Below are 12,852 nucleotides of genomic sequence, written 5' to 3'. Positions count from 1 at the left end.
CTGTTCTCAATTGATAGCTTGGCTGCGACGCGAAGCCGGCAGCAGTTTGGCAATGGGTTCGGCGTTCGCGGTGTGCTGGCCGAAATGGGCGTTGTAGGTGGCGATGATTTCCCCGGCGATGGAGATGGCAATCTCCACCGGCAATTTGCCCTTCACCTCGGTGAGGCCCATGGGGCAATGCATGCGTTGCAATTGCGCGGCGTCGAAGCCGCGATCACGCAGGCGGTGTTCGAACTTCACACGTTTGGTCTTCGAACCGATCAGGCCGAAGTAGGCAAAGTCATTGCGTTTGAGCAGGGCGGCGGTGAGTTCCAGGTCCAGCGCGTGATTGTGCGTCATGACGATGCAGTAACTGCCCATGGGCAAGTCGGCAATTTCGTCCACCGGCTCGTCGCTAACGATTTTACGTACGCCCGGAGGAATATTTTCCGGAAACTCCTGCTCGCGTGAGTCGATCCAGCGCACTCGGCACGGCAGGCTTGCCAGCAAAGGCACCAGCGCACGGCCGACATGGCCGGCGCCAAACACCGCGATCTGCGCCTGCACCCGGCCCATGGGTTCGAACAGCAGCACGGTCGCGCCGCCGCAGCATTGGCCCAGGCTGGCGCCGAGGCTGAAGCGCTCCAGATGGGTGGTCTGCCGACCGTGCGCGAGCATATCGCGGGCGAGCTGCATGGCTTTGTATTCCAGGTGCCCGCCGCCGATGGTGTCGAAGGTCTGCGTGGCGCTGATCACCATCTTGGAGCCGGCGTTGCGCGGCGTGGAGCCGAGTTCTTCGATGATGGTCACGAGTACGCAGGGTTCGCCACGGTGTTGCAGGTCGGCGAGGGCGCTGATCCAGTTGTTCATAGTCACCTCTTGTGGTGTCTGCCAGGCCGCTATCGGGGGCAGCGCCTCGGTCCTAAAGCGAAGCCGATTCGGTTTCAGTCTCTACAGGCACAACCGCCTGCAACCGCCGCATCTGCTCGCACCCCCACAACACCCGCTCCGGCGTCGCCGGCGCATCGATCTTGGGCTGCTGGCGATAGTCAGCCAGGCTCGCCACGGCATCCTTGATCGCGCACCACGACGCAATCCCGAGCATGAACGGCGGTTCGCCCACAGCCTTGGAATGGAACACCGTGTCTTCCGGGTTCTTGCGGTTTTCCACCAGCTTCACGCGCAGGTCCAGCGGCATGTCGGCCACGGCCGGGATCTTGTAGCTGGCGGGGCCATTCGTCATCAGCTTGCCCTTGTCGTTCCACACCAACTCTTCCATGGTCAGCCAGCCCATGCCCTGGATGAAGCCGCCTTCCACCTGGCCGATGTCGATGGCCGGGTTCAAGGAGGCGCCGACGTCGTGGAGGATATCGGTGCGCAGCATTTTGTATTCACCGGTCAGGGTGTCGACGATCACTTCGCAGCAGGCCGCGCCAAAGGCGTAGTAATAGAACGGACGCCCACGGGACTGGCTGCGGTCGTAGAAGATTTTCGGGGTCTTGTAGAAACCGGTGCTCGACAGCGACACCTGGGCGAAATACGCCTGCTGGATCAACGTCTCGAAGGTCAGGATCTGCTCGCGCACGCGCACATGCCCGTTATGGAATTGCACGTCGGCTTCGCTCACGTCGTACTTGCGCGCGGCAAATTCCACCAGGCGCTGCTTGATGGTTTCGGCGGCGTTCTGCGCGGCCTTGCCGTTCAGGTCTGCACCGCTGGAGGCGGCGGTCGGCGAGGTGTTGGGAACCTTGTCGGTGTTGGTGGCGGTGATCTGCACGCGGTCGATGTCGACCTGGAACACCTCGGCCACCACCTGGGCGACCTTGGTATTCAGGCCCTGGCCCATTTCGGTGCCGCCGTGGTTCAGGTGGATGCTGCCGTCAGTGTAGATATGGATCAGCGCGCCGGCCTGGTTGAGGAAGCTGGCGGTGAACGAGATCCCGAATTTCACCGGGGTCAGCGCCAGGCCTTTCTTGAGGATCGGGCTGTGCGCGTTGTACAGGCGAACCGCTTCGCGGCGCTCGGCGTACTGGCTGCTGGCCTCAAGCTCGGCGGTCATTTCTTCGAGCATGTTGTGCTCGACGGTCTGGTAGTAGTGGGTGACGTTACGCTCGGTCTTGCCGTAGTAGTTGGCCTTGCGCACTGCCAGCGGGTCCAGCGCCAGATGCCGGGCGATGGCGTCCATCACTTCCTCGATGGCGACCATGCCTTGCGGGCCACCGAAGCCACGGTAGGCGGTGTTGGACGCGGTGTTGGTCTTGCAGCGGTGGCCGTTGACGGTGGCGTCGCCCAGGTAATACGCATTATCGGCGTGGAACATGGCCCGGTCGACAATCGAGTTGGACAGGTCCGGCGAGCAGCCGCAGTTGCCCGCCAACTCCAGGTTGATGCCGTGCAGGCGCCCGTTGTCGTCAAAACCCACGTCGTATTCGATGTAGAAGGGATGGCGCTTGCCGGTCATCAGCATGTCTTCCACGCGTGGCAGGCGCATTTTGGTCGGTTGGCCGGTCAGGCGCGCGACCACCGCGCACAGGCATGCCGGGCTGGCCGCTTGGGTTTCCTTGCCGCCAAAACCACCGCCCATGCGGCGCATGTCGACGACGATCTTGTTCATCGACACGTCGAGTACTTCGGCCACCAGCTTTTGCACTTCGGTGGGGTTTTGCGTGGAGCAGTAGACGATCATGCCGCCGTCTTCGGTAGGCATTACCGAAGAGATCTGGGTTTCCAGGTAGAAGTGTTCCTGGCCGCCGATATGCAGCGTGCCCTGGATACGGTGTTTCGCGGTGGCCAGTGCGCCCGCCGAATCACCGCGTTGGTGGGTGTGGCTGTCGAGCACGAAGTGCTTGTTGCGATAGGCCTCGACCACATCCAGCACCGGCGCCAGGTCTTCATATTCGATCACGGCGGCCATCGCGGCCTTGCGTGCGGTGTCCAGGTCGCGGGCGGCCACCGCCAGCACCACCTGGCCGACGAACTGCACCGTGTCGATGGCCAGCAGCGGGTCGCCGGGCAGCAGCGGGCCGATGTCTTTGAGGCCCGGTACGTCTTCGTGGGTGATGACGATGCGCACGCCGTCAAAGGCGTAGCACGGCGCGGTGTCGATACTGAGGATTTTCGCGTGGGCGCGGTCGGACATGCGCGCATACAGGTGCAATTGGTTGGGGAATTCCAGGCGGTCATCAATGTACTGCGCTTCACCGCTGACGTGCTTGGCGGCGCTGTCATGCTTGACGCTGCGACCTACCCCGGTGGTCAGGTCCTGGGCGAACAATTGGGCGAGTTCGGCCTGGGTTTTTTCCACGGCGTGATGGTTAGACATAAGCGGTCACCCGAGTCTCGATGTGCGGCGTTTGCAGTTCGATGAAGTATTTGCGCAGCAGGTTCTGGGCGCTGAGCAGGCGGTATTCCTTGCTGGCGCGAAAGTCCGACAGCGGGGTGAAATCCTGGGCGAGGGCGGCGCAGGCTTTTTCCACGGTGGCGGCGTTCCAGGTGGCGCCGATCAGTACGCTTTCGCAGTGCTTGGCGCGTTTTGGCGTGGCCGCCATGCCGCCGAACGCCACGCGTGCATCGCTGACCACGCCGTTGTCGAGCTTAAGGTTGAAGGCTGCGCACACCGCTGAAATATCATCGTCCAGACGCTTGGAGACCTTGTAGGCACGGAACAGAGCATGGCCCTTGGGCACGATGATTTTTTCGATAAATTCGCTGTCCTGGCGGGCGGTGACGCGGTAGTCGATAAAGTAGTCTTCCAGCGCCAGCGTACGTCGGGCTTCACCCCTGCACAGCACGATCTGCGCGCCCAGGGCGATCAACAGCGGCGGCGAGTCACCTATCGGCGAGGCGTTGCCGATATTGCCGCCCAGGGTGCCCTGGTTGCGGATTTGCAGGGAGGCGAAGCGGTGCAGCAAATCGCCGAAGTCCGGGTATTCGTGGTGCAGCGCGCCGTAGCAATCGGACAGCGGTGTGGCGGCGCCGATTTCCAGGCGGTCGTCGAACGACTCGATGCGTTTCATCTCTTCGATATTGCCCACGTAGATCATCACCGGCAGCACGCGGTGAAACTGCGTGACTTCCAGCGCCAGGTCGGTACCGCCGGCCAGCAAGCGCGCTTGCGGGTAGGCGTCATAGAGATCGGCTAGGTCGGCCACGGTGAGCGGCACCAGGCAGCGTTTGTCGCCGCTGTTGAGTTCGCCGGTTTGCGTGGGGGCGATGGCCTTGAGGCGGGCAATGGTCTCGGCCTGGCGGCTGTCGAACTGGTCCTGCGGCTTGTTGCAGCAAGCTTGTTCGGCGGCGGCGAGGATCGGCCGGTAACCGGTGCAGCGGCACAGGTTGCCGGCCAGGGCTTCGTGGGCCTTGGCGCTGTCGGGGGTGTCGCTGTTCTTTTGCAGGGCAAACAACGACATCACAAAACCCGGTGTGCAAAAGCCGCACTGTGAGCCGTGGCACTCGACCATGGCCTGCTGCACGCTATGCAGTTGGCCCTGGTGCTTGAGGTCTTCGACGCTGATCAGCTGCTTGCCGTGCAGGGACGAGACAAAGGTCAGGCACGAATTGAGGCTGCGATAACGGATCCGCTCGGCGCCTTGATCGTCGGTATGCAACTCGCCGACCACCACGGTGCACGCGCCGCAATCGCCGCTGGCGCAGCCTTCCTTGGTGCCGGGCTTGCCCACATGCTCACGCAAATAGTTGAGCACGGTCAGGTTGGGGTCCAGGGCGTGCTCGCTACGGAGTTCCTGGTTGAGTAAAAACTGGATCACGGAAGGCCTCGCAGACTCATTATTGTTGTTAACCGCTTTGCGCCGAATCTAGTCATGTCTGACTTTTCGGTCAATGGTTTTCTGACCTAAGGGTCAAGAAATTGCGATCACAACCTGTTCAATTATGGTTCAGTCTTCTGCAACCGTTGTTTCTGGCGGTGTGTGGCGGTTCACGTCTGCTTATTTCATGCCAAATTCGCCCCCGTGGGCGTAGCGCCATCAGCGGGCCAATGCGCTACACTGCCGCGCTTGTACCGATAGAAGATTTTGAAGGGAAAACATGACGTTCAAGGCGCCGGACAGTCTCGCCGAGCAAATCGCTCACCACCTCGCCGAACGCATCATTCGCGGCGATCTCAAGCCTGGGGAACGGATCCAGGAACAGAAAGTCACGCTGGCGCTCAATGTCAGCCGTGGTTCCGTGCGCGAAGCCTTGCTGATCCTCGAGCGGCGCCACCTCATCGCGATCCTGCCGCGCCGGGGCGCGCACGTCACCGAGCTCACCGCGCACAAGGTGCAGAGCCTGTGCACGCTGATGAGTGAGCTGTATATCCTGCTCGGCAATGCGGTTGCCCTGGGCTGGCAGACTCAGGCCGACATGGCGCCGTTCGTGCAGATCCAGCAGCGCCTGGTAAGCAATTTCGAGCGCCAGGACATCCGCGCCTTTGTCGAAGAGTGCTTCAACGTGATGCGCGCCGCGTACCCCTTCGCCAACAACCCGTATCTGCAGGAAACCGTCGAGAACCTGCAACCGGCGATGAACCGCGCTTATTACCTGGCCCTGGATCAGCGCAAAGCGTCCATGAGCGAGTACCTGGCGTTGTTCGAGCAACTGCTCGCCGCCGTGCTGGCCCGCGACCTGCCGCAGATCCGCCTGGTGTTGTCGGCCTACTGCCAGCGCAGCAGTTCCTTGGTTATCGCAGCGTTGGCGGACGCCTAAGCGTGCGGCTCAAGTGCATCAAGTTGGCGGGGTTCAAATCCTTCGTCGACCCGACCACGGTGAACTTCCCCAGTAACATGGCGGCGGTGGTCGGGCCCAATGGTTGCGGCAAGTCGAACATCATCGATGCCGTACGTTGGGTGATGGGCGAGAGCTCGGCGAAAAACCTGCGCGGCGAGTCGATGACCGACGTCATCTTCAACGGCTCCACCAGCCGCAAACCGGTAAGCCAGGCCAGTATCGAACTGGTGTTCGACAACTCCGACGGCACTCTGATCGGCGAATACGCGGCCTACGCGGAAATCTCCATCCGCCGCAAAGTCACGCGCGACAGCCAGAACAGCTACTTCCTCAACGGCACCAAGTGCCGGCGACGCGACATCACCGATATCTTCCTCGGCACGGGGCTTGGGCCACGCAGCTACTCGATCATCGAGCAGGGCATGATCTCCAAGCTGATCGAAGCCAAGCCCGAAGACTTGCGTAACTTTATCGAAGAAGCGGCCGGCATCTCCAAGTACAAGGAGCGCCGCCGCGAGACCGAAAACCGCATCCGCCGTACCCACGAAAACCTCGCTCGCCTGACCGACCTGCGCGAAGAGTTGGAGCGCCAGTTGGAGCGCCTGCATCGCCAGGCCCAGGCGGCCGAGAAATACCAGGAATACAAGGGCGAAGAACGCCAGCTCAAGGCGCAACTGTCGGCCCTGCGCTGGCAGGCCTTGAACGATCAAGTGGGCCAGCGCGAAGCGATCATCGGCACCCAGGAAATCAGCTTCGAAGCGCTGGTGGCCGAGCAGCGCAATGCCGACGCCAGCATCGAACGCCTGCGTGATGGCCACCATGACCTGTCCGAGCGCTTCAATCTGGTGCAGGGCCGCTTCTATTCGGTGGGCGGCGATATTGCTCGCGTGGAGCAGAGCATCCAGCACGGTCAGCAGCGTCTGCGCCAGTTACAGGACGATCTCAAGGAGGCCGAACGCGCGCGCCTGGAGACCGAGTCCCACCTGGGCCATGACCGCACCTTGCTGCTGACCCTCGGCGAAGAGCTGGACCTGCTCACCCCCGAGCAGGAAGTCACCAGCGTCGCCGCCGAAGAGGCTGCCGCTGCCCTGGAAGAAGCCGAAACCACCATGCACGGCTGGCAGGAGCAGTGGGACGCCTTCAACCTGCAATCGGCCGAGCCGCGTCGCCAGGCCGAGGTGCAGCAGTCGCGCATCCAGCAACTGGAAACCAGCATGGAGCGCCTGGCCGAGCGCCAGCGTCGCTTGCAGGAAGAGCGCGTATTGCTCGCCGCCGACCCGGAAGACGCGGCGATCATGGCGCTGAGCGAGCAACTGGCCGAAAGCGAAATGACCCTCGAAGAGCTGGAGGCCAGCGAAGAACAGCAAGTGGAGCGCCTGGAGCAATTGCGTCAACAACTGCAACAGGCGACCCAGGCGCAACAGCAGGCCCAAGGCGATTTGCAGCGCCTCAATGGCCGGCTGGCGTCGCTTGAGGCCTTGCAGCAAGCCGCCCTGGACCCTGGCACCGGCACCGCCGAATGGCTGCGCGACCAACACTTGGCCGAGCGCCCGCGCCTGGCCGAAGGTTTGAAGGTGGACGCCGGCTGGGAACTGGCGGTAGAAACCGTGCTGGGCGCTGACCTGCAAGCGGTGCTGGTGGATGATTTTGGCGGCTTCGACCTGGCCGGGTTTGCCCAGGGCGATCTGCGTTTGCTCAGCCCCGCCGCCGATGGCACGCGGATGCCGGGTAGCCTGCTGGACAAGGTCGAGGCCGCGATTGACCTGTCGCCGTGGTTGGGCCAGGTCAAGCCGGTGGACTCCCTGGAGCAGGCCCTGGCCGGGCGCGGTCAACTGGCCGCCGGCGAAAGCTTGATCAGCCGCGACGGTTATTGGGTGGGCCGGCACTTTCTGCGGGTGCGTCGCGCCAGCGAGGCAGAGAGCGGCGTATTGGCCCGAGGCCAGGAAATCGTCAACCTGACCGCCGAGCGTGAAGAGCGCGAAGCCACCCTGCACAGCCTGGAAACCGAATTGCAAACCCTGCGCGCCACCCAGCGCCAGCAAGAGACCGGCCGCGAACACCTGCGCCGCCTGTTGCAGGACGAAGCGCGCCAGCAGGGCGAATTGAAAGCACAACTGTCGGCCAGCAAGGCCAAGGCCGAGCAACTGACCCTGCGCCGCACCCGCCTCGACGAAGAAGTGGCTGAGATGGGTGAGCAGCGCGCCCTGGAGCACGAACAGATCGGCGAAGCACGCCTGCACTTGCAGGAAGCCCTCGACAGCATGGCGCTGGACACCGAGCAGCGCGAATTGCTGCTGGCCCAGCGCGACAGTCTGCGCGAACGCCTCGACCGTGTGCGCCAGGAAGCGCGCCAGCACAAGGACCACGCGCATCAACTGGCGGTGCGCCTCGGCTCGCTGCGCGCCCAGCACGCGTCCACCGCCCAGGCCCTTGAGCGCCTGGAGATGCAGTCCGAGCGCCTCACCGAAAAGCGCGAGCAACTGAGCCTCAACCTGGAGGAGGGCGAAGCGCCGCTGGAAGAACTGCGCCTGAAGCTTGAAGAGTTGCTCGACAAGCGCATGACCGTCGACGAAGAGCTCAAGACTGCACAAATCGCCCTGGAAGATGCCGACCGCGAACTGCGCGATGCGGAAAAACGCCGGACCCAGGCCGAGCAGCAATCCCAATTGATTCGCAGCCAGCTGGAACAGCAGCGCATGGAATGGCAAGCCCTGACCGTGCGCCGCAAAACCCTGCAAGACCAACTGCTCGAAGACGGCTACGACTTGCACGGCGTGCTCAACACGCTGACCGCCCAGGCCAATGAGAAAGACGCCGAAGAAGAACTTGAGCGGATTGCCGCGCGTATCCAGCGCCTGGGCGCGATCAACCTCGCCGCGATTGACGAGTACCAGCAGCAGTCCGAGCGCAAACGTTATCTGGATGCCCAGGACGCCGACCTGGTCGAAGCGCTGGACACCCTGGAAAATGTGATCCGCAAGATCGACAAGGAAACCCGCAACCGCTTCAAAGATACCTTTGATCAGATTAATGGCGGTTTACAGGCGTTATTCCCAAAAGTTTTCGGTGGAGGCAGCGCCTACTTGGAACTGACGGGCGAAGATCTACTCGATACAGGGGTAACGATCATGGCGCGGCCTCCGGGCAAGAAGAACAGCACCATCCATTTGTTGTCCGGCGGCGAGAAAGCCCTGACTGCATTGGCCCTGGTATTTGCCATCTTCAAGTTGAACCCGGCGCCGTTTTGCATGCTCGACGAAGTGGATGCCCCGTTGGATGACGCGAACGTGGGCCGCTATGCGCGACTGGTCAAAGAGATGTCCCAGACCGTGCAGTTCATCTATATCACCCACAACAAGATCGCCATGGAAATGGCCGATCAGTTGATGGGGGTGACGATGCACGAGCCGGGCTGTTCGCGTTTGGTCGCGGTGGATGTCGAAGAGGCGATGGCGATGGTGGAGTCCTGACCCATGCTGACTGAGAATTTTCTTAGCACGGCGTAGGGCGATTTACCGGCTTGGCGAAAGTGGCAAATGGACATATTTGTTCAAGGCATTTTGACAGACGGTGTAAAGTTATCTTTGGTCGTGCTAGTTTAATGTCAATTTTTCGTGTGCGTGGGCAAAACGCCATTCAGAACATAGAGTTGGCGCCACGTTTTAAAGCGGTTTGCACGGTGCTAAACCCCTTATTTTTCAGCATTTTTTATTAGAGGCACGGGATTACATGGAAATCGGTCTGCGCGAGTGGCTGATCGTCATCGGCATTATTGTCATTGCCGGTATTCTTTTTGATGGCTGGCGCCGCATGCGCGGTGGCAAGGGCAAGCTCAAATTCCGTCTGGACCGCAACCTGTCCAACTTGCCCGACGACGACGGCAGCGCCGAGCTGCTGGGGCCGCCCCGTGTGCTGGATACGCATAAAGAGCCGCAGCTGGACGAGCACGACTTGCCGTCGATGAGCGCGCCGTTGCGCGAAGCCCGCGAGCCGTCGTCCAAACGTGGCAAGAGTGGCAATACCGGCGCCGCCGAGCCGCATCAGGGCGACCTGAACCTGGATGTGGACGAAGGCCCGAGCTTCAGCAGCCGCGATGATGATTTCCCGGATGAAAACACCGGCAAGACCTCCAGCGCGCCACGTCAGTCGGTCAACGATCAGCCGGCCGCCGAAGAAGTATTGGTGATCAGCGTAATCTGCCGCGACGCCGCCGGCTTCAAGGGCCCGGCACTGCTGCAGAACATCCTCGAAAGTGGCCTGCGTTTCGGCGAGATGGACATCTTCCACCGTCACGAAAGCATGGCCGGTAACGGTGAAGTGCTGTTCTCCATGGCCAACGCGGTCAAGCCGGGTACCTTCGACCTGGACGATATCGACCTGTTCAGCACGCCCGCGGTGAGTTTCTTCCTTGGCTTGCCAGGCCCGCGTCACCCCAAGCAAGCGTTCGACGTGATGGTGGCCGCTGCCCGCAAGCTGTCGCAGGAACTCAACGGCGAGCTCAAGGACGACCAACGCAGCGTCCTCACCGCCCAGACCATCGAACACTACCGTCAGCGCATCGTCGAATTCGAGCGTCGCGCCCTGACACAGAAACGCTGAGGTTTGGTTTCCAGCGTTGTCGATAGAATTAAGCGCACCAACATTTGAGCAGCTTCGGCTGCTCTTTTGCTTTATGAGAGAACACCCATGACCGCCGCCCATACCCGCATCCTCGAACTGCGCGCTGAACTGGATCAGCACAACTACCGTTACCACGTCCTCGACGAGCCGAGCATTCCGGACGCCGAATACGACCGCCTGTTCCACGAGCTCAAGGCCCTGGAGGCCGAGCACCCGGACCTGGTGACGCGTGATTCACCGACGCAGCGGGTCGGCAGTGCGGCGTTGTCGGCGTTCACCCAGGTCAGGCACGAGATCCCGATGCTCAGCCTGGGCAACGCCTTTGACGAAACCACCATGCTGGAGTTTGACCGCCGGGTCACCGAAGGCCTCGACCTGCCGGTGGGCGATCTGTTTGGTGGTGGCGCGGCGGTGGAATACAGCTGCGAACCCAAGCTGGACGGCCTGGCGGTCAGCCTGCTGTACCAGGACGGCGAGCTGGTGCGCGGCGCCACCCGTGGCGACGGCACCACTGGCGAAGACATCAGCGTCAACGTGCGCACCGTGCGCAATATTCCGTTGAAGCTGCACGGCAGCGGCTGGCCGGCGACCCTGGAAGTGCGCGGCGAAGTGTTCATGTCCAAGGCCGGTTTCGAGCGGCTTAACGCCTCGCAACTGGAGGTGGGCGGCAAGACCTTCGCCAACCCGCGCAACGCCGCCGCCGGCAGCCTGCGCCAGTTGGATTCAAAGATCACCGCCAGCCGCCCGCTGGAATTCTGCTGTTATGGCATCGGCCAGGTGACCGCCGACATCAGCGACACCCATATCGGCAACCTGAAGCAGTTGCAGAAGTGGGGCATGCCCATCAGCCACGAGCTGAAGCTGGCCAAGGGGATCCAGGAGTGCCTGGATTACTACCGCGACATCGGCGAGCGGCGTAACAGCCTGCCCTATGAAATCGACGGCGTGGTGTTCAAGGTCAACAGCATCGCCTCCCAGCGCGAACTGGGCTTCCGTGCGCGGGAGCCGCGTTGGGCCATCGCGCATAAATTCCCGGCCATGGAAGAACTTACCGAGCTGCTCGACGTGGAGTTCCAGGTCGGCCGCACAGGCGCCGTCACCCCGGTGGCGCGCTTGAAGCCGGTCAAGGTCGCCGGGGTAACCGTGTCCAACGCCACCTTGCACAACATGGACGAAGTCGCGCGCCTGGGCCTGATGATCGGCGATACCGTAATCATCCGTCGTGCTGGCGATGTGATCCCGCAAGTCGTGTCGGTGGTCACCGAGCGCCGCCCGGAACACGCCCGTGCCGTGCAGATCCCCGAGAGCTGCCCGGTGTGCGGCTCTCACGTTGAGCGCACGCAACTGGTCAAGCGCAGCAAGGGCAAGGAAACCGTCAGCGAAGGCGCGGTTTACCGCTGCGTCGGCCGGCTGGCCTGCGGTGCGCAGCTCAAGCAGGCGATCATCCATTTTGTCTCGCGCCGGGCCATGGACATCGACGGCCTGGGCGATAAAACCATCGAGCAGCTGGTGGATGAAAAACTCATCGGTTCGCCGGCAGACCTCTACAAACTCAAATACGAGCAGATCATCGACCTGGAAGGCTTTGCCGATATTTCCAGCAAGAAGCTGATCGCGGCCATCGAAAACAGCAAGGCGCCGACCCTGGCGCGGTTTATCTATGCCTTGGGCATTCCCGATGTGGGCGAGGAGACCGCCAAGGTGCTGGCGCGCTCCCTGGCGTCCCTGGAACGCGTGCAGAAGGCCTTGCCCGAAGTGCTGACGTATTTGCCCGACGTGGGCCTGGAAGTGGCGCACGAGATCCACAGCTTCTTTGAAGACAGCCATAACCAACAGGTGATCGGCGCGCTGCTGGCGCCGCACGAATGCGGCTTGCAGTTGCAGGACCAGGGTGAGCTGAGCGCCGAGTTTGCCGCCAGCACTACCTTGGGCGGTTTGCTCGATAAATTGCACGTACCCAGCGTGGGCCCGGGCGCCGCGCAGAAACTCGCGGACAAGTTCGGCAGCCTCGAAGGCGTGATCCAGGCCGACTGGCTGGACATGCGCCAGGCGCTGCCCGAGAAGCAGGCCAAGGCCGTACGGGACTTCTTCGACAATGCCGAAAACGCCCGTCATGCCCTGGCCATCGAGCAGCAGCTCAAGGATTTCGGCATGCACTGGCAGAGCGAGAAGAAGGTCGTCGAAGGCTTGCCTGAGGCAGGCCACACCTGGGTGCTCACGGGCTCCCTGGAGCTGATGAGCCGCGACGTGGCCAAGGAAAAACTCGAAAGCCTGGGCGCCAAAGTGGCAGGCTCGGTGTCGGCGAAAACCCATTGCGTGGTCGCCGGGCCGGGTGCCGGTTCAAAGCTGGCCAAGGCCAGCGAACTGGGGTTGAAGGTGCTGGACGAAGAGGCGTTTGTCGCGTTCCTTGCCAAACACAACATTGTGCTCTGACGCGGCGCCTGTGGTAGCGGGCTTGCCCCGCGCCGGGCCGCCAGGCAGCACCAAACAAAGTGGAACGATCCCAACCCCCAGATGATCTAGTCTCAG

The 12,852-nt window shown here is 62.2% G+C and carries 7 protein-coding genes; 4 read left to right on the top strand and 3 right to left on the bottom strand.

Annotation, left to right across the window (positions count from 1 at the left end):
* Window positions 1-6: 6 nt before the first annotated feature.
* Genes xdhC through xdhA form a run of 3 tightly spaced genes read right to left on the bottom strand, consistent with a single transcriptional unit; the run spans window position 7 to window position 4,742 of the window.
* Window positions 7-849: a xanthine dehydrogenase accessory protein XdhC gene (gene xdhC, locus KSS96_RS21250; RefSeq protein WP_065878193.1), complete on the bottom strand. Its 843-nt coding sequence runs from the start codon at window positions 847-849 to the stop codon at window positions 7-9.
* A 52-nt stretch (window positions 850-901) separates the two neighbouring features.
* Entirely contained in the window at window positions 902-3,301 is a 2,400-nt protein-coding gene (xdhB, locus tag KSS96_RS21245; RefSeq protein WP_017527477.1) for a xanthine dehydrogenase molybdopterin binding subunit, read from the bottom strand.
* Window positions 3,294-4,742 (bottom strand): xanthine dehydrogenase small subunit, encoded by a 1,449-nt coding sequence (gene xdhA, locus KSS96_RS21240; RefSeq protein WP_068933568.1) that lies wholly within the window; start codon window positions 4,740-4,742, stop codon window positions 3,294-3,296. The genes xdhB and xdhA overlap by 8 nt, the downstream gene beginning before the upstream one ends.
* A 280-nt stretch (window positions 4,743-5,022) precedes the next feature.
* Between xdhA and KSS96_RS21235 the strand changes: the two genes are divergently transcribed.
* From KSS96_RS21235 to ligA, 4 genes are all read left to right on the top strand, one after another.
* Window positions 5,023-5,682 carry a GntR family transcriptional regulator gene (locus tag KSS96_RS21235; RefSeq protein ID WP_017527479.1) on the top strand — a complete coding sequence of 220 codons (660 nt, stop codon included), beginning with the start codon at window positions 5,023-5,025 and terminating at the stop codon, window positions 5,680-5,682.
* Between the two features lie 2 nt (window positions 5,683-5,684).
* Window positions 5,685-9,173, top strand: coding sequence for a chromosome segregation protein SMC (gene smc / locus KSS96_RS21230; protein ID WP_065878189.1), 3,489 nt, complete (start codon window positions 5,685-5,687; stop codon window positions 9,171-9,173).
* Window positions 9,174-9,432: 259 nt separating this feature from the next.
* Window positions 9,433-10,302 carry a cell division protein ZipA gene (gene zipA, locus KSS96_RS21225; protein ID WP_217855305.1) on the top strand — a complete coding sequence of 290 codons (870 nt, stop codon included), beginning with the start codon at window positions 9,433-9,435 and terminating at the stop codon, window positions 10,300-10,302.
* Window positions 10,303-10,389: 87 nt separating this feature from the next.
* Window positions 10,390-12,756: an NAD-dependent DNA ligase LigA gene (ligA, locus tag KSS96_RS21220; RefSeq protein WP_137219841.1), complete on the top strand. Its 2,367-nt coding sequence runs from the start codon at window positions 10,390-10,392 to the stop codon at window positions 12,754-12,756.
* The last annotated feature ends 96 nt before the right edge of the window (window positions 12,757-12,852 follow it).

Origin of the sequence: Pseudomonas asgharzadehiana (assembly GCF_019139815.1) — a bacterium.
Lineage (GTDB): Bacteria > Pseudomonadota > Gammaproteobacteria > Pseudomonadales > Pseudomonadaceae > Aquipseudomonas > Aquipseudomonas asgharzadehiana.
Note: the sequence above shows the minus strand (reverse complement) of the source record. Positions and strands in the feature narration are given on the sequence as shown.

Coding starts and splice junctions, on each gene's coding strand:
- KSS96_RS21235 (WP_017527479.1), top strand. CDS start 5,023: ATGACGTTCAAGGCGCCGGACAGTCTCGCCGAGCAAATCGCTCACCAC.
- xdhC (WP_065878193.1), bottom strand. CDS start 849: ATGAACAACTGGATCAGCGCCCTCGCCGACCTGCAACACCGTGGCGAA.
- xdhB (WP_017527477.1), bottom strand. CDS start 3,301: ATGTCTAACCATCACGCCGTGGAAAAAACCCAGGCCGAACTCGCCCAA.
- zipA (WP_217855305.1), top strand. CDS start 9,433: ATGGAAATCGGTCTGCGCGAGTGGCTGATCGTCATCGGCATTATTGTC.
- ligA (WP_137219841.1), top strand. CDS start 10,390: ATGACCGCCGCCCATACCCGCATCCTCGAACTGCGCGCTGAACTGGAT.